This window comes from Sporosarcina sp. P34 (genome assembly GCF_002743375.1).
Lineage (GTDB): Bacteria > Bacillota > Bacilli > Bacillales_A > Planococcaceae > Sporosarcina.
This window is the reverse complement of the sequence record NZ_PDZC01000007.1, coordinates 13,041-29,529: the sequence shown is the minus strand read 5'-3', so window position 1 is coordinate 29,529 and position 16,489 is coordinate 13,041. Positions and strand designations below refer to the sequence as shown.

Here is a 16,489-nt window from a genome sequence, read left to right as displayed (position 1 = left end):
ATAAAGAACATGACTCTACATAAAGAAATACGGCTTACAAAATCGACTTCCGTTTACTTGACGACGGAATGTGAAGTTCTTCCCGGTACTTGCTGACCGTCCTGCGTGAAATCGTGATTCCTTGTTGTTCCAAGAGCAAATCCACAATCTTTTGATCAGATAACGGCTTCCGTTTATTCTCATGTGTAATCAGTGACTGGATCGATGTTTTGACAGCGGAAGGCGACACACTGTCTCCATCCTGTGCGGCCAGTTTGGAAGTAAATAAAGAACGCATTTCAAATGTACCCGCAGGTGTTTGGATCACTTTACTAGACACGGCACGGCTAACTGTCGACTCATGCATCTCAATACTGTCCGCCACATCTTTCATCGTCATGGGCTGCAAAGCTTTCCTTCCATGTCGAAAAAATGCGTCCTGTTTTTCGAGAAGATCCGTAACAATACGAATGATTGTATTGCGTCGCTGTTCGATGCTCGTTAGCAACCATTGCGCTTGTTTATGATAGTCGCGCAAATAGGAGGACAGTTCAGATGTCCCTTTAAGAGAAGATACATACTCCTTGCGCAGACTAATTTTCGGGAGATCTCGATCGTTCAAATGAAACGATAATTTTCCGTCTTTTTCCTCTACAATCACGTCAGGCATCATAAACTCTGTTTCACTGTTACCAAGCTCTGGGCAAGGTCTTGGGTGCAATGTCAGCAGAAATTCATGCAATTCGTTTACCTGAGCCAGCGTAATATTCAACCCTTTTGCGATATCTGCCCATTTACGTTCGGCCACATAGGGCAAATACTCCGATATGAATGTTTCCATTAATTTGGGATGCTCATCGCAACTTTTCACTTGTAGCAACAAACATTCCTGCAATGTCCGAGAACCTATGCCAGGCGGACCGATTTGTTGCAGTAATTCAATGCCTGCCTCTACATTTTCTATAGACTGCATCTCTGCACATAGATAGCCATTATCATCCAAACTATGAATCAATGTTTTAAGTAATTGCTTCGTCTCGACATCTTTGAAATCGATTTCGACTTGGCGAAGCATTTGCTCACGCTTGCTGACTTCTTGCTGCTTCACCCACTCTGTTGAATGGGTTTCCTGACTGGAGTAATTTGTGGACTGTCGTTCTTGGAATGAATCCGTTCTTTCAGCATCCTGTATCTCGATCACGGGGTTTTCCAACTCTTTTTCCCGTATATATAGTTCTAGATCATAAGTGGATAACTGCAATAGCTCGATCGCTTGCCGGAGTTCAGTAGTCATCCGCAAGCCGAGTTCTTGTTTTTGCTGGAGAGACATATTCATTGAAATCTCCTCCTCATATAATGAAAGTGTATGAATGCGCTTTCATATCTATGTACTTATCATATCATGCTATTTCGACTTGGACTATTGTTCTAAAGAAATTATTTATCGTGAAGAACTTCCCGCAATCCTCTCAACTCTAGCATGTCCTCGACACCTTCTTGGCAATATCCGTACGAACGCCAAGAGCACGTCTCGCATACAACGACGATATCATCCGGCACGACATGTAGCCGAATCCTTCTTTCGACCTCACGCCAAGGCAGTACATCGCTGACTTTCAATCCAAGCTTATGTAAGATCACTGAATCGCGTTCATAAATCCCGTCATCTTCACAATGATACGGTTGCCCTGTGGGAAACTTAGCGCATAACGAATCGGGTCCTTTTATGATCTGAATTAACGTATCGGGCCGCTCTCGTAAGACGTCATGGATTTTCGTCATATTTGCGGTGTACTCCGCTGAATAGCCCATTCCCCGGTACCCAAGCAAACAAAAGATATGATGTCCGCGTAATTTAATCATCGAAACCCGCCTTTTCTGAGATGTAAGTTAGTAAACTACTTTTACTATTCAGTATATACATAATCATGTGTGGGAGGGAAGTACAAGTTTGGCGGCATTGACATTATGAGTGTAGCTTCTATAATTGGCACAATACGAAAATAATTTGCAGAGAGGACTAGTGAACTATGAAAGATTTAAAAGTCATTATCACATTGGTACTCGTTATGTTCACCTGGGGAATGAACGTTTCCGCTCTCAAATATCTTGTGACCTATTTCGATCCGATTACTATGACGTCTATGCGTATTATGTCGGCAGCCGTTTTAGTATTTATCATCTTATTTTTCCTTAAGAAAATTCGCTTGCCTAGAAATAGGGAATGGCTATATATCATTGGGGGCGCCGCGACGAATGTCGTGATGCATCATTATTTTCTAGCGGAAGGACTCTCTAGAACGAGTGCTGCGAACGGAGGACTGATTTTAGGACTTGGACCGCTATTGACAGCGACGTTGGCTGTTTTCATTTTGAAAGAAAAAATTACAGGTGTACGTGCTATGGGCTTTCTGTTCGGAGGAATAGGCGTAAGTATCGTCGTGCTTGGGGGGAGTGGAACAATAGGCAAAACGTCATTCGGAGATGTAGAAATCTTCTTATCGATTTTGTCCCAAGCCATTAGCTTTATGCTGATTAAAAAAGCTTCTAGAACTATGGACGCAAGACTACTGACAGGATACATGTTGTTAGTCGGTTCCATCCTCTTAGTCATCATCGCCCTTATAAAAGAACCAGGTGGCTTTGCGGCATTGAATAAAGGAACCTCCACTGTATGGGCCGTATTCATATTCTCAGCTCTCATCGCGACGGCTGTGGGTCACATGGCGTATAATTCAGCCATTCAAACCATCGGGGCAGCACGGGCTTCAATCTTTTTAAACTTCAATACGTTTTTCGCACTAGTAGGCGCAAGTATATTTTTAGGGGAATCCATTTACCCCGCACACTTTATCGGTTTGGTATTTATTGTGGCAGGGGTTCTCTTCGGCTCAGGAACGTTGGAGATGTTTATACGGAGTCGAAATAAATCCATTCCTCCTGTGGGGTAGGGAGTAGATGGTGAAGTGATAAATAGTATCCGCTAGTTTAACGACGGGAAACTAGCGGAGTATTTGTACTAACATGTCTTTTAAATTTTTAGTGTGTCATATAAAAAGTCAGAAGTCAGACTGTATGACATGGGGCGAAGTTGTTGTATGGATACGATGCCCTCCACTTCCATTTTATCGAGAGCCTGCTTGACTTTGTATCGTGAATAGCCAGATAGGGTAATGAGGCGGCTGACCAAGATGTCTTCGTTGGAACCGAAAACGGTCAATACTAGTAAGTAAAAAAGAATTTCTTGCTCTTCTTTTCTTAATTTCCATGAATCATGGGTCAAGAAGTGTTGTATACGAACTAGTTTTGCTTCGCTAATTGATAAATCTTCTAGTATATTATGTTGTCCGGCAATCAATAACTCCAGCATACTTTTTAAATAAAATGTCAATTCTCCCTTATTCATAGGAGAGGGGACTTCTTCTAAAGCCTGATAATACTTCGCTTTGTCTTTATTAATTGCGTAGGAGAAAGTTACTGCTGAGTAGCGTTCCAGATAGTTGGCAAGATAACTACCAACCAACAGTCTACCTGTTCGACCGTTACCATCATAAAAAGGATGGATATATTCATAGTAATAATGTGCTATCAAATATCGGAACAACTCTGCATGCGTATCATCTTGTAAAAACTGTATGAGATGAAAGAGCGCTTCTTCAATTTTTGCCTCTGTTTGCAAGCCAACATGAGTAATTCTTGAGCCATCGGTCACTTCCACCTCGTCTTTTCTAAACAGACGACCATCCGGCGCATCCTTCGTAGAAATTTCATCAGAGACCAAATGATCGTATAGCGTCCGGAAATCCTCTAATGTACGAAAAGGACCAATATCTTCAATATGCATATACGTTTTCATCATACCTGTAAAACGTTTCATTTTTGGGTTCGGTTCTTGCAGGCGTTGTAGCACATGACTCAGTTCTTTCTTTGTACTGCGAATACCTTCGATTTCATTATTACTCTGTGCGTCGTTAATAATCAAGCGCTGAAAATAAGGTTCTACTGCAAATGTAGGCAATTTGCTCACTAACGATAGGATTTTACCGCTATTTAAAAGAGCTTTATTGTTCAGTTTAATGAGTTCAGGCGTCATGACATAAAACAGTTCAAAATACTCTCGATCTAGCCTTCCTTTTCTGAAAGCACGAATAGGCAATAGTGTGTTCATACTTCCATAACCCGTGATTCGCTTCAAATATTCTTCTTCAAAAGAATTCGTACTCAATTTATAAAAAAGTTTACTCATTTTTTCGTAAGTCATGATACAAACACCTCCCTAATTCAAATATACGCGTTTTTTAAAATTAGTATACATTTTAAATTGGCACATAGACAAATTTATGTACAAAGGTTTTTTACAAGTGGAAGTTAAAAGCCGCGTTCTTACTAATGTGTGCAACGGGATATGATGTTTCAAAATCCGTTTCCTTACCAAACATTTACACAGCCTTCTCCGTATATTAATAATCTTCTAGTAGAGTAAAAGTTGATTACAAATACAGGAGGTTGTTTATTGTTGAAGAAGATGAGTAAGACCATCGTGCCCGTCGTCATGCTATCCGCTGCTTTAATAGGGGGAGCCATCTGGACGGGGAATTATTCAGCGAGTTCAGCTGACGAAGTGAAAAAAGATGATGCACCGGAAATTAAAAACATCATATTTATGATCGGAGATGGCATGGGAAGTTCCTATACATCCGCTTATCGTTACTTCAAAGATGACCCGACTACCCCTGAGATCGAGTTAACCGAGTTCGATCAACACCTAGTTGGTCAACAAATGACATATCCTGATGATGACGAGGAGTCGATTACAGATTCAGCGTCTGCAGCAACGGCTATGTCGTCAGGTGTCAAAACATACAATAACGCCATTGCAGTGGATAAAAAGAAAGAGCGCGTGCAAACTGTCCTCGAAGCTGCAAAAGAAGCAGGGAAATCGACAGGCCTTGTCGCCACTTCGGAAATTACACATGCCACTCCAGCCGCTTATGGTGCACATAATGAAAACAGAAAAAATATGGACGAGATCGCTGATGATTACTACAATGAACGCATCAATGGTGAGCATACAATCGATGTTCTTCTAGGTGGCGGAAAAAAACACTTTGTCAGAGAAGATTTGAGCCATGCGCATTCATTCGAATTGGATGGATATGGATACGTCACGACAAAAGAAGAATTATTGAACAATAAGAATGATCAAATACTGGGATTGTTCGCAGATGGCGGCATGCCGAAAATGATTGACCGTTCGGCAGAAACTCCTTCACTGGAAGAAATGACAGTAGCGGCGATAGAGCGATTGAAGAAAAACGAAGATGGATTTTTCCTCATGGTGGAAGGAAGCCAAATCGACTGGGCAGGACATGACAATGATATTGTCGGTGCGATGAGTGAAATGGAAGACTTCGAGAAAGCATTCAAGGCAGCTATCGAGTTTGCAAAGAGCGATCCCCACACAGTAGTCGTGGCGACGGCGGATCACTCAACTGGAGGATTTTCCATAGGAGCAGATGACATCTATGATTGGTCAGCGGATGCGATCAAAGCAGTGAAACGTACACCCGCTTTCATTGCACAAGAAATTGCAAACGGTCACGATGTAGAACAGACAGTGAAACGCTACATTGATCAAGAAAGTTTGCCAATAGAGAAGAAGGAAATCGAAGCCATCCAAGCGGCAGGTACAGAAGCCAGTGATATTGAAACAGCTATCAAACAAATTATCGACAAACGATCTTATACAGGTTGGACAACTGGTGGACATACGGGTGAAGACGTACCGGTTTATGCGTATGGACCATCCAAAGAGCGCTTTACAGGGTTATTAGATAATACGGATCATGCAGATATCATTTTTGATATTGTGGTGGGTGAGAAGTAAGTCTTGCGATTAACACCGTAAAATATATCTGTAATCTGTCACGATAAAAAAAGAAGTTGCAGCTCAAAACACGAGCCGTAACTTCTTTTTTGTGCGCACATTTTCAACAAAATAAAAAATAAATTGAAATACCAGTATCCTTTTTGAATAATTCGTCTATATGACGTATGAAAGAACAAATCATCAAACGACAGAACAGGAGGCGCAGAGCAATGAAACAAAACAATCAAGACGTACGCATCCCATTTTCACCGGAGTTTGCGGCGTTGGTTGGCGTAAATGAAGCGCTGTTTCTACAGCAATTGCATTATCGATTGCAAATATCTAAAAACCACAACGAAGGCCATAGATGGGTGTATAACACGTATGAAGAGTGGACGCATGAATTCCCGTGTTGGAAAATGCATGTGGTCAAAAGGCTAGTGAAAAAGCTGGAAACTGAACAACTGATCATCACTTCGGAATTTAATAAAATGCCAATGGATCGAACAAAATGGTATCGGATTGATTACGAAAAGCTGTCACAGACGTGCGGTGATTTTGTACCCTTCGAGCAGACGAAAATGGTCGATAGAGTCGAACAAAAAAGTCTGTCTGAGGAGAACATTTTACTCCCAGCAATAACCAAAGAACTTAAACAGACTACAAAGAATAAAAGATATAGCGAGAAAGATCTCGCCACTTTTTCTTCTGTCATTGAGTATTTAAACGAAAAGGCTTTCAAGCGATTTAAGCATCATTCGAAGACGACGATGGACCTTCTCCAAGCGCGTATCGAAGAAGGCTACACAGTGGATGATTTCAAACTAGTGATTGATACGAAGGCAGCGCAATGGCTCCATCATCCGCAATTCCGCAATTACTTGCAACCGTCCACATTATTCAATGCGGAGAAATTCGAGAATTATTTGAATGAAGCCCCAGCCGAAATGGCCCGATCGATCGTATTGGAAGCTTATACATCACCAACATTGGATTTTGAAAAGGGAGAGAATGCATATGAGTTACGAATTTGCTGAAAAAAGCTTATTAGGTTCGATGTTTGAAGAAAATTACTTAATTCTTGATAGTCACATGCAAGCGAGATTTTTCCAAGGCCATGTCCATCGAACGATCTTCACGGTCATGCGGGAATTGGCGCAGGAAGGGAAACCGGTAGACTATATCACGGTTCTCACCAGGAGAGAGCCAAGCGAACTAGGAGGAGTCAATTACCTATATGGACTCAAACGATTTGCGAATGTCGTACGTTTCGATGAATACGAAGAGATGATCATCGACCAATGGAAAAAGCAAGAAACGGCACGGATATTACAGCAAGCGATTGAGGATGAGTGGAGCGGGGATGACGTAGTGCATGTCCTGGAAGAACTGGATGAACTGAATAGCGGTAGAGAGGTGACGATACTTTCGGACTATCTCGTCACTCAATTTGAAAGGCCGTTCTTGCCGGACCAAACAAAGCCTGGCATATCGACAGGACTCATCGATTTGGATAAAATCCTGAACGGCTTTCAAAACTGTGAGTACATCGTCGTCGCGGGTCGGCCATCTATGGGAAAGACGGACGTGCTCAATCACTTGGCACTTCAAGCCAGCAAAGATGGACATATGCCGATCGTCTTCTCACTTGAAATGAATCGTAAAACCATGATTGACCGAATGATCGCTTCGACAGGTGAATACAATCGTTTACGCATGCGCGACCCGTATAAATATTTCACTGAACCACAAAAAGATCGATGGGCACCTACGCTGAATCACTTGAACGGTGGGGGGATTCATATCCATGACAAAAGCGGTATGACCGTCAGAGAAATCAAAGCAAAAGCTCGGTATCTCATCAAAACCAATCCATCGAAACGACCGATACTATTCATCGATTACTTACAAATCATTCGTCCTGAAGGCAATGTACACAATCAAACGGTAGCCATCGGACAAATCAGCAATGAATTAAAAGCGATGGCAAAAGAGTTCGACTGTCCCGTTGTCGTCTTATCGCAGCTATCAAGAGCGTCTGAAGTGCGGCATGACAAACATCCCGTCATGAGTGACTTGCGGGACTCAGGAAATATTGAACAAGACGCCGACGTGATCGCGCTTCTCCACCGTGAGGACTATTACGAAAGAGACAAAGCGCCAACGAATCTACTGGAAATCGATATTGCCAAACACCGCAATGGACCAACCGGCACGATCAAGACGATTTACAGCAAAGACACCGGCAAGCTATATAACTTTGAAGAAAACTACTACAAAAGGGGAGAAAACAAATGATCACAGTTCAAGACATGTTCGACTACGCACTAGAAATGGACTTATCACACTTAGCCAACAGCATCTACTGGGCTTTACTGAAAGACCAAGTGACATTCCAAGATGACAGTAAAAAGTTAAAAACCATTGATTTCGACGAAGTGGAAATTAAGCGAATGATGGAGAAAAACGACTTGAATATCGGCAAAGTAAAATTATTTGTCATGGACGGCCCTGATGATTGGTACGCCTTTTATCTGGCAGAGCATTCACTGGACGTATACCGACTGCATGAAGAATTATTTCGCGAACGACAACCAAAAATCACACGTGCCGATCGACTGATGATCACCCGTATGACCTTTATGGAAACGGGTGCCGAAGAATGCTTGTATGAGCATAAGAAAGAGATCATTGCGTACCCGGCATATGTGGGCCATGCAAAAGCGGGAGAGCGTGTGCTGTATCGGGTGGGGGTGGGTGCATGACAGTGGAAGAACGCGGAGTGCTAGTTTTGATAATTTGCTTGCGCTTGAATTATTCGATGGGTTATGTAGAAAGGATGGGAGACGACGAATTGGAGGCGTTATATGAAAGATGTATAGCGGAGTGGTGAATGAAATCTACTACATCATGGGAAATATCGAAACCTTCGAAACATAGCTTTCCTATCAGAAAACGTTACAAAACTCTTCTGCTGAAAAGTTATATGAATATAACTGAATCGAATAGACTATATATTTAGATAATGGAAAGTGATACCGTATACAGTAGAGTATTCCATACCTTACTAGGCCTCTCGCCTTAGAAGGAGATAATTTACAAGATGACTAGTAATATGGAATCCGTAAGGTGTCTTTGAAGTGTATCAAAGACACCTACGTCCAATCAAGATTCTGAGATAATAGGATCATTAGAGGTGTATAAATGGGATTATTTTTCACAGTTATTTTACCGATTATTTCAGTATTCGCAGTGGGATTCATTTTACAACGAGTCAAAGACTTACATATCAAATCAATTTCTTCTCTTTCGATCTACATACTAACGCCAGCCCTTGTTTTTACTTCCTTATATCAGGCGGATTTCAATGCGAGTTATATGACCATCCTGATTTATATGTTTTCACTATTTTATGCGATGGTTTTACTAAACAAAATCATTGCGAAAATCTTTAAATGGGATAAAAAGATTGAAAGTGCCTCCATACTGGCCACAGGTTTCATGAATTCGGGAAACTATGGTTTGCCAGTCGTGTTATTTAGCTTAGGAGAAAAAGCGCTGCCGTATGCCATTTTCATCATGGTGATTCAATCACTGCAAAATAATTTCTTCGGTGTGTATTTTGCGTCACGCAGTACGAGTGGGATAGGTCGATCCATAAAAATGGTCTTCAAAATGCCGACAACGTATGCTGCGATTTTCGCTTTCCTCTTCCAGTACTTCAAGATTTCTGTACCCGAATCGATTATGTCTGCGACGTCCATGGTCGGGGATGCCGCGATTCCCGTGATGATGATCATGCTCGGCATGCAACTAGGAACAGTGATTAGTAAGAAGCCAAATTGGCAAGTTGTCATTTCAGGCGTCGCATTGAAAATGGTCGTAGCACCTGTACTGGCTTTCATTTTCGTGCTGTTCGTGGGGGTGGATCCTCTAGTAGGGACAGTCCTCATCATCATTTCCGCAATGCCTACAGCGGCCACCACGACGATGTATGCGATTGAATTTGATACCGAGCCGGAACTCGTTTCCATGATCACGTTGTTTTCTACGCTACTTAGTATTATTACGTTAAGTATTTTGTTGAACGTACTGATTTGAATGAACTAACCATAAACCATTCAAGAAGATACAAAAAAAGAAGCAGGAGCCTCAAATGGCTTCTGCTTCTTTTTCGTAAGGAGACGCATTCAACGTGATAAGCCTAGTGATGATTTCGGCAAACTCACTGTACAGGTCGTCCCTTTTCCTATCTCTGTTTGAAGTACTAAGTTCCCATTGTGATCTCTACTGATTTTTTCACAGATTAACAATCCCAGCCCTGTGCCATCTACTTTTGATGACATGAATGGTTCACCGATTTGACGTAGAATATCAGTAGGGATACCTGGACCATTATCAGCAACGTCGATCGTCACACGGTCCACATCGTCTTTCACGTCAATTATGATGGTTCCGGTTTCCATAGCCTCAATTGCATTTTTGATTAAATTAATAAACACTTGTCTGATTTTTAATTCATCACCAAAAATGCTCATCTGGTCGTTTTCCGATTGTACATGTATCTCAATGGTTTTCATGTCCATATCCGACTCCATCCGGACCTTAACACCTTCGATTAATTCCGTAATATTGATCACCTTTTGATTGACTACATGTGTTTCAGCTAAAGACACGAATTTAGAAGCGATTTGTTCGATTTCCTGTAATTCTATTTTGATCCCGTCCAGTTGTAGTTGACCTGCTTCACTACGATTGCCGTCAGTTAAATCCAATAGTTGTAAACGACCTTGCATGACAGTAAGGGAAGTGCGAAGTTCATGAGCAATAATGGTAGCCAATTTTCCCGTGATGTGTAATTTATCTCTACGCGTATCATGATTTCGTAGTTCGTTTTCAAACTGCCGTTGTTTGGATATTCCTGTAAAACGAAGAGACTCTTTTTTATATAAATGCGAAGGTAAGAAATGCGTATCCGTCATATGGTATTCATGGGTTTGCAAAAGTTCAATCAAGAGTGAACTGGATAAAGATACACTATCATACGCACACACATTGATATAATTCCGTGTGATATTCGCTACTCTAGAGAATAATTCGTCAAAGTTTTGTTCATGTAATGCGACCGAAGGAACTAACGTTTTTATATTTTGAGGACGCCAAGTCACCAATCCCCACCCGCGAAGCACGTTACCTTCCTTCACATGTGGTTCAAAGAAGTCATGTAAATTCTTTAACACAGCCTCCGCATTAAAATCTTCATGCGTTTCATATGCTAAGTCGGTATCCACAAAATAAATGTTATCCATTTGCTCTTCCGAATAACCGCTATTTCGAAGGTTTTCTTTAACGGAAGCGAAAGTCGTTGGTTGATCCACATACAAAATGACGTGATTTTTATCCAATCCTTCAGCTATATAGGAAGTAGCGTGTTCTATATACTTGTTACTGTCTGTGTACGTATATACCACATGACCCACTTGTAACGATTCTATGCCTTTAGTCAGTTCCAAATTTTTGCCTTCATTGAGGAAGTGTGTGATATGTACCACTCCTTTTTAATATATTGAAAAGTAATTGAATTATAGCAGATAATGTATTAAAAGAATCTTAAATAATCAGTTTCTTGGTATATTTAGTGCGTTATTACTAGTATATGTAAAAGGAATGGTGTTTGGAACACGTTGATCTGCTTTGAAGCCGAAGTGCTCCGAGCAACATAATGAGTGAAAAAACTGATACGATTATGTACATAATGGTTTAACTTCTTTAGTAAGGGGTATGGTAAACAAATAAAATTCATATACAAGAAAGTAGGGATCTTATGCTAAACTTATCAAACGCAGCATTGCTCGAAGTTTATGAGCGCGCAGAGGAAGTACGTGTAGATCAAGCATTTATTGAACTGCTTGAAGAAGAAATGAAACGCCGTGGTATATAGATGCCGTGGCGTTTTTTTGTTTAAAGAAATATCCAGTTTGTTGAATTAGAATGAATCCTACCTGCATTCGGACGTGTCGCAACCAACTATATTTTAGCTTCTGAACTAATCCGACAATCGCAAGCGGTTCCCATGTAAGCGAATGGAACGACTAAGATTTTCATGCAACACGTTACGATCAGTTATATACTTTTTCCATAACCGCAAAATAATTTTGTTCGCTATCGGCAAAGTTAAATACCCTTCCCGAAGGCATATCGACGATTTCTCCCACCGTAATATCTTCATTGGACAACGTACTATGTAACGTTTCAAGATCTTCTGTGAAAAACAGTAAAGAAGGAGTGCCAAGATTCAATTCTGGCTGCATCTCAGCAATCATTTCTTTGTTGTGAAGGACTATACTCGTTTCCGCTTCTTTCGTTGGAGCGATTTCAATCCATCTCATTCCTTGTCCGTTATCCTCATCTGAAATTACAGTAAATCCAACCTTTTTCGTCCAAAAATCCACTGCCTCGTCTTGATTGTGTACGTATAACATAATTTGACCGATTTTATTAATCATTCGTTTCGCTCCTTTTCTCTTTTGTATGTAGTATATACGAGTTGATACGGATACAGTCAAAAATGCTTGTTTGTTGAATATTATTTATCGCAACATATTTTCGGGTCTGGTATATCTGATAGTACGTTTTTTAAAAGTAACTGACACCCTAATTGTGTAGGGACCTGGTACCTGTACGTGCATATAAGAATGAAACATGGGTCCGTATTGACGGCGTATAGAATATAGACATAGGTATTAGAGGAATGTCGTAACTTATAAAAAGGATTCACATGCTAATTATGGATAAATTCGAATGAACTTCCCCATGACTTTCCGCGAGGGTTTTTCATCTACTCATCGTTGAGGTCAATCTGTATAGCTATTCAGTTAGACAGGTCTGTCATTCACCAAAAGCCCGTTAATTTAACGATGTATATTTCACACATAACGAAAGGGAAGGGCCATAGGGGGGAACTGAAGTGTTACAAGGGCTTGTCTGTCTGGATCAACTACCTAGAAGTGACGTTATGTTAACTAAAGAAGCATGGAGAATACATATGTCTTTTCAAACAAAAAATGATGTACAAATTAACATTTCACCTTCAGCACATAACCCTGGTATTTTAATTGCGTTCAAGAAGTTATTAAAAACAACCACGAATCCGATTTTTCCTACGCAAGGAATCATCGGCTTTATGTTTATTGGATAAGTGGACGTAGTGAATGTAAACTTGCTACCTAACAATAGAAACATCTCCTGCCCGAACATACTCGCGAAGTTTTGTTAAAGCAGCCATTTCATAGTATTTAAGTTACTGTGATAAATGCGCCAAACTCTCATTTGTTGATTTGTCGGACAACCATAAACTTTATAACTATGAGGAAGTTTTAATTACAACAAAATTTTAATGGTTAAAAATTTGTTGTAATTAAAATAACAGTCTGATAATATTGATTTTATAGTTATCCGAATAGTTGCTTTACCTAGATAACGAGAGGTGGGAGTGGATGGAATTGGAAAAAGAAAATAAATTAGTTTTTGATCACGCGATTCGCACTGCTGATATTTTAGTCGAGATGTTTGGATCGAAGTGCGAAGTTGCTGTACACGATTTTAGTAGTCTGGAAAAATCGCTTATCCACTTGGCTGGATCAGTGACAGGTCGGGATATTGGTTCACCAATCACGGATTTAGTGTTACAGCAATTGAAAAATGGGCATGGGGAAGATTTTGCGAACTACAAAACAGTATCTGGAAAAGGTTCCGTTATGAAATCATCAACTGTATTTTTGAAAGATTCTCACGATAGGGTAATAGGAGCGTTATGCATCAATTTTGATATCAGTTTGTTAATTCAACTGGGAGGTGAAGTTCAAGAAATTATTAGTTTTAAAGAGGACGTGCAAAGAAATGAAAACTTTTATACCGATGTACATGAAGTGATCCAATCAATGACAAGGCAAGCACTTGAAAAACACTTTAAAGCTCCTGCACTGTTGGATACTGAAGAAAAAATAGAAGTCATAAGGGAATTAGAGTCGAAGGGGGCATTCTTAATTAAAGGTGCTACTGAATATATCGCTAGTGTTCTAGGAGTGTCGAAGTTCACTATTTACAACTACCTTCAGAAAGTTCGTATGGAGCAAAGTTTTAATAATAGTTTAGGAGATGATTAATATGTTCAAGAAGATTCATACCGATAATGCTCCAGCAGCGGTAGGTGCCTACTCACAAGCAGTAGAAAGGGATAATATTCTATTCATTTCGGGTCAATTACCTATTAACACAACTACCAATAAAATGAATGAAGATATCGTGGAACAGGCAGAGCAGTGTCTGGAAAATATAGAATCGATTTTGAAAGCTGCCGGTTTATCTGCAAAAAATGTTGTGAAAAATACGGTCTATCTTACTTCATTAGATAAAGTAGTAGAAGTAAATGAAGTATACGATAAGTACTTCGGTGATAGTAAACCAGCTAGAGCCATGGTAGGAGTCAAAGAACTTCCCAAAAACGCTTTGGTTGAAATTGAATCGATTGCCATTCGTTAATAAATGACATATAGCTATATTGGCATTTATAAAGGACTTCGTGAATTGCAAGAATTAGTGGAAGGTATTGAAAAAACAAACCGCTGTGCAATAGCTATAAGTGACGGCGCTCTATTGAAAGAATTAAGTTTTATCGCTTCTTCAGAGAGGGCATTTGTCTGTCCCGAAGGTACGTTAGCATTTGCCGCTGCACCTTCGGGAAGATGGTTGGATTAAAGAAGATGGACAAGTCGTTGTACTAAATACAGGGGCTGGAATTAAATATCCGAAGAATATTGAAATAGATGTGCCAGTATTTCAAAAGAATGAAAATATTATAAGAAGTTAATTGGTTAAAAGATGTAGTATTCATTTGAAGAGAAATACTACATCTTGACATAATTAAACTTGAATGAAAGATATGTAAGCGCTTTCGACCAGTTCCCGATTAGAAGTTTTTTGAGATGGGTATAAAATTTTAGTGCTTAAGTGATGTAAACATATAAGGCTTCCAAGTGAAATTGTTTTAGAATATATCCTTTAAATGATAAGAATACATCTAAATTAAAAAGGGGGATTCTCATTATGGAAAAGCAATTTAAGGCAGATGAAAATCTAATTATTAATAAGAAAAAGTTCCAGTTGCCACATTTATTTTGGATAATGATGGGGATATTATTATTGGGCAGTATTGCAACATATATCATCCCAGCAGGTAATTTTGCGACGGATGAGGATGGGACTATTTTAGGAAATCAGTTTGAATTCCTTGGACATCAAACATCTGTAAGTCCCTGGAGGATGATGATGTTAATATTGGATGGATTGAATGAGTCTAGCATCACTATTTATCTTGTTTTAGTATCGGGTGCAACAATTGCTGTACTACTCGCATCTGGTGCGATAGATAATATTTTGAACTGGGCTATTTTTAAATTACAAGATAAAGGGAAGGGTATTTTAGTTAGCGCAATGTTTATAATGATGGTTTATATTGGTGCACTTGCAGGTAGTGATTCACTGATTGCTTTAGTACCAATTGGTGTCATATTTGCCAGGAAGTTGAAACTGGATCCACTTGTTGCTATCGGTATTACAACTTTTCCGACCTTAATTGGATTCGCAACTGGACCTCAAGGCCATTTTATATCTCAATTGATGATTGGTGTTACACCTTATTCCGGAATCGGATTTCGGTTCATTTCTGTGAACTTATTTATGATTGTTGGCTTAATTTATCTTATGCGTTATATCAAAAAAATTGAAAATAATGAAAAATCTTCTCTAATGTATAGTAATGGATGGAGAGCACACCAATTAGGTAATCAAAATGGAGACGATGTAATAAAAGAAGAAAAACTTAAATTAACAAGTGTTTTGGCACTATTGGTTTTTATTGCTCATTTTTTAGTGATCATCTCTTATTCTGTATTTGGAGGAGAAAATCTTTACCACTTTTTCATTGTTATTGCTATATTAGCTGCTATCGTTATTGGACTATTGACTCGTATGTCCTTTGATGATATTGGTGAAAACTTTTCTAAAGGAATTGCTTCTATAGCTTTTATTGCCTTTATTATCGGTTTAGCTCGTGTTATGTCACTGGTTTTAACGGAAGGAAATATCATAGATACGATTGTTTTTACGTTGACAAAGCCATTAATGGAGCTAAACCAAAGTTTTGCTACAATTGGAATAAGTCTAGTTGTCGCTATACTTAATCCGCTTATACCATCAGCTACAAGTAAGGCAGCGATTCTTGTTCCAATCATTGAACCAATTGCCAACACGCTGGGTCTACCAAATCAGTTAGCAATTCAAGCTTTCCAGTTTGGTGATGGTTTCACAAATCTAATATCTCCAGTGCTTGGTTGGACAATCGGTTCTTGTGTAATGGCAGGTGTACCCTTTACAAAATGGGTACGTTGGGTTTTCCCGGCAGTAGTAATCTTCATGCTAATGAGCTTTGTCATTCTATATATACTAACTATTGTCGGCTGGACTGGTGGCGAATAAATAGGATGAAAAGTAAACGAGTACAAATGCATGTTTAATATACACTTTAATCCATTTCATCATACGAGTTTACCTTCACGTCAGTATGATATGTGGTTTCGTTGT

General features: G+C 39.7%; 18 protein-coding genes. 13 read left to right on the top strand and 5 right to left on the bottom strand.

The genetic code is table 11. From position 1 onward, the window contains the following. Positions 1 to 34: 34 nt before the first annotated feature. Together rpoN and CSV63_RS11070 are read right to left on the bottom strand one after the other, a co-directional pair. Complete coding sequence (gene rpoN, locus CSV63_RS11075; RefSeq protein ID WP_099695853.1) at positions 35 to 1,315, bottom strand: RNA polymerase factor sigma-54; 1,281 nt, start codon at positions 1,313 to 1,315, stop codon at positions 35 to 37. Positions 1,316 to 1,416: 101 nt separating this feature from the next. Next, complete coding sequence (locus tag CSV63_RS11070; protein ID WP_099695852.1) at positions 1,417 to 1,842, bottom strand: DUF1284 domain-containing protein; 426 nt, start codon at positions 1,840 to 1,842, stop codon at positions 1,417 to 1,419. Positions 1,843 to 2,009: 167 nt separating this feature from the next. On the opposite strand from CSV63_RS11070, the gene CSV63_RS11065 reads away from it, so the two are divergent. Further along, complete coding sequence (locus CSV63_RS11065) at positions 2,010 to 2,930, top strand: DMT family transporter (RefSeq protein ID WP_099695851.1); 921 nt, start codon at positions 2,010 to 2,012, stop codon at positions 2,928 to 2,930. An 80-nt stretch (positions 2,931 to 3,010) separates the two neighbouring features. On the opposite strand, the gene CSV63_RS11060 is transcribed toward CSV63_RS11065, so the two are convergent. Continuing rightward, positions 3,011 to 4,240: a Fic family protein gene (locus CSV63_RS11060; protein WP_099695850.1), complete on the bottom strand. Its 1,230-nt coding sequence runs from the start codon at positions 4,238 to 4,240 to the stop codon at positions 3,011 to 3,013. Positions 4,241 to 4,492: 252 nt separating this feature from the next. On the opposite strand from CSV63_RS11060, the gene CSV63_RS11055 reads away from it, so the two are divergent. The 6 genes from CSV63_RS11055 (at position 4,493) to CSV63_RS11035 (ending at position 9,949) form a co-directional block, all read left to right on the top strand. Then, entirely contained in the window at positions 4,493 to 5,866 is a 1,374-nt protein-coding gene (locus CSV63_RS11055) for an alkaline phosphatase (protein WP_369823839.1), read from the top strand. Between the two features lie 212 nt (positions 5,867 to 6,078). Beyond that, positions 6,079 to 6,885, top strand: a complete 807-nt coding sequence (locus CSV63_RS11050) for a conserved phage C-terminal domain-containing protein (RefSeq protein WP_158233958.1) — start codon at positions 6,079 to 6,081, stop codon at positions 6,883 to 6,885. Further along, a complete protein-coding gene (locus CSV63_RS11045; protein WP_158233957.1) occupies positions 6,866 to 8,146 on the top strand; it encodes a replicative DNA helicase in 1,281 nt (426 codons plus the stop codon). Before CSV63_RS11050 ends, CSV63_RS11045 begins: the two co-directional genes overlap by 20 nt. Then, complete coding sequence (locus CSV63_RS11040) at positions 8,143 to 8,613, top strand: hypothetical protein (protein ID WP_099636184.1); 471 nt, start codon at positions 8,143 to 8,145, stop codon at positions 8,611 to 8,613. Before CSV63_RS11045 ends, CSV63_RS11040 begins: the two co-directional genes overlap by 4 nt. Continuing rightward, positions 8,610 to 8,741: a hypothetical protein gene (locus tag CSV63_RS16890; protein ID WP_255397304.1), complete on the top strand. Its 132-nt coding sequence runs from the start codon at positions 8,610 to 8,612 to the stop codon at positions 8,739 to 8,741. The genes CSV63_RS11040 and CSV63_RS16890 overlap by 4 nt, the downstream gene beginning before the upstream one ends. Positions 8,742 to 9,052: 311 nt before the next feature. Then, a complete protein-coding gene (locus tag CSV63_RS11035) occupies positions 9,053 to 9,949 on the top strand; it encodes an AEC family transporter (protein ID WP_099695847.1) in 897 nt (298 codons plus the stop codon). 89 nt (positions 9,950 to 10,038) lie between these two features. Here the strand turns inward: CSV63_RS11035 and CSV63_RS11030 are convergent, their stop codons facing one another. After that, positions 10,039 to 11,361 (bottom strand): ATP-binding protein, encoded by a 1,323-nt coding sequence (locus CSV63_RS11030; protein WP_158233956.1) that lies wholly within the window; start codon positions 11,359 to 11,361, stop codon positions 10,039 to 10,041. Positions 11,362 to 11,672: 311 nt separating this feature from the next. Here CSV63_RS11030 and sda point away from each other — a divergent pair, with 311 nt between their 5' ends. Beyond that, the gene (gene sda / locus CSV63_RS11025) at positions 11,673 to 11,789 is read left to right on the top strand and encodes a sporulation histidine kinase inhibitor Sda (RefSeq protein WP_099636188.1); all 117 of its coding nucleotides are present in this window, start codon (positions 11,673 to 11,675) and stop codon (positions 11,787 to 11,789) included. A 178-nt stretch (positions 11,790 to 11,967) separates the two neighbouring features. On the opposite strand, the gene CSV63_RS11020 is transcribed toward sda, so the two are convergent. Beyond that, on the bottom strand, positions 11,968 to 12,354 hold the full coding sequence (locus CSV63_RS11020; protein WP_099695845.1) for a VOC family protein: 387 nt from the start codon (positions 12,352 to 12,354) through the stop codon (positions 11,968 to 11,970). A gap of 461 nt (positions 12,355 to 12,815) precedes the next feature. On the opposite strand from CSV63_RS11020, the gene CSV63_RS11015 reads away from it, so the two are divergent. From CSV63_RS11015 to CSV63_RS10995, 5 genes are all read left to right on the top strand, one after another. Next, complete coding sequence (locus CSV63_RS11015; protein WP_099695844.1) at positions 12,816 to 13,046, top strand: hypothetical protein; 231 nt, start codon at positions 12,816 to 12,818, stop codon at positions 13,044 to 13,046. Between the two features lie 298 nt (positions 13,047 to 13,344). After that, positions 13,345 to 14,013, top strand: a complete 669-nt coding sequence (locus CSV63_RS11010; protein WP_099695843.1) for a helix-turn-helix transcriptional regulator — start codon at positions 13,345 to 13,347, stop codon at positions 14,011 to 14,013. Between the two features lies 1 nt (position 14,014). Next, positions 14,015 to 14,389, top strand: coding sequence for a RidA family protein (locus CSV63_RS11005; RefSeq protein WP_099695842.1), 375 nt, complete (start codon positions 14,015 to 14,017; stop codon positions 14,387 to 14,389). Between the two features lie 45 nt (positions 14,390 to 14,434). After that, on the top strand, positions 14,435 to 14,605 hold the full coding sequence (locus CSV63_RS16520; protein WP_158233955.1) for a hypothetical protein: 171 nt from the start codon (positions 14,435 to 14,437) through the stop codon (positions 14,603 to 14,605). Between the two features lie 348 nt (positions 14,606 to 14,953). After that, on the top strand, positions 14,954 to 16,384 hold the full coding sequence (locus CSV63_RS10995) for a Na+/H+ antiporter NhaC family protein (protein ID WP_199203648.1): 1,431 nt from the start codon (positions 14,954 to 14,956) through the stop codon (positions 16,382 to 16,384). Positions 16,385 to 16,489: the final 105 nt, after the last annotated feature.

Excerpts from the sequence above, each read along its gene's own strand:
- rpoN (WP_099695853.1), bottom strand. The coding sequence starts at position 1,315 with ATGAATATGTCTCTCCAGCAAAAACAAGAACTCGGCTTGCGGATGACT.
- CSV63_RS11070 (WP_099695852.1), bottom strand. The coding sequence starts at position 1,842 with ATGATTAAATTACGCGGACATCATATCTTTTGTTTGCTTGGGTACCGG.
- CSV63_RS11065 (WP_099695851.1), top strand. The coding sequence starts at position 2,010 with ATGAAAGATTTAAAAGTCATTATCACATTGGTACTCGTTATGTTCACC.
- CSV63_RS11060 (WP_099695850.1), bottom strand. The coding sequence starts at position 4,240 with ATGACTTACGAAAAAATGAGTAAACTTTTTTATAAATTGAGTACGAAT.
- CSV63_RS11050 (WP_158233958.1), top strand. The coding sequence starts at position 6,079 with ATGAAACAAAACAATCAAGACGTACGCATCCCATTTTCACCGGAGTTT.
- CSV63_RS11045 (WP_158233957.1), top strand. The coding sequence starts at position 6,866 with ATGAGTTACGAATTTGCTGAAAAAAGCTTATTAGGTTCGATGTTTGAA.
- CSV63_RS11040 (WP_099636184.1), top strand. The coding sequence starts at position 8,143 with ATGATCACAGTTCAAGACATGTTCGACTACGCACTAGAAATGGACTTA.
- CSV63_RS16890 (WP_255397304.1), top strand. The coding sequence starts at position 8,610 with ATGACAGTGGAAGAACGCGGAGTGCTAGTTTTGATAATTTGCTTGCGC.
- CSV63_RS11035 (WP_099695847.1), top strand. The coding sequence starts at position 9,053 with ATGGGATTATTTTTCACAGTTATTTTACCGATTATTTCAGTATTCGCA.
- sda (WP_099636188.1), top strand. The coding sequence starts at position 11,673 with ATGCTAAACTTATCAAACGCAGCATTGCTCGAAGTTTATGAGCGCGCA.
- CSV63_RS11020 (WP_099695845.1), bottom strand. The coding sequence starts at position 12,354 with ATGATTAATAAAATCGGTCAAATTATGTTATACGTACACAATCAAGAC.
- CSV63_RS11010 (WP_099695843.1), top strand. The coding sequence starts at position 13,345 with ATGGAATTGGAAAAAGAAAATAAATTAGTTTTTGATCACGCGATTCGC.
- CSV63_RS11005 (WP_099695842.1), top strand. The coding sequence starts at position 14,015 with ATGTTCAAGAAGATTCATACCGATAATGCTCCAGCAGCGGTAGGTGCC.
- CSV63_RS10995 (WP_199203648.1), top strand. The coding sequence starts at position 14,954 with ATGGAAAAGCAATTTAAGGCAGATGAAAATCTAATTATTAATAAGAAA.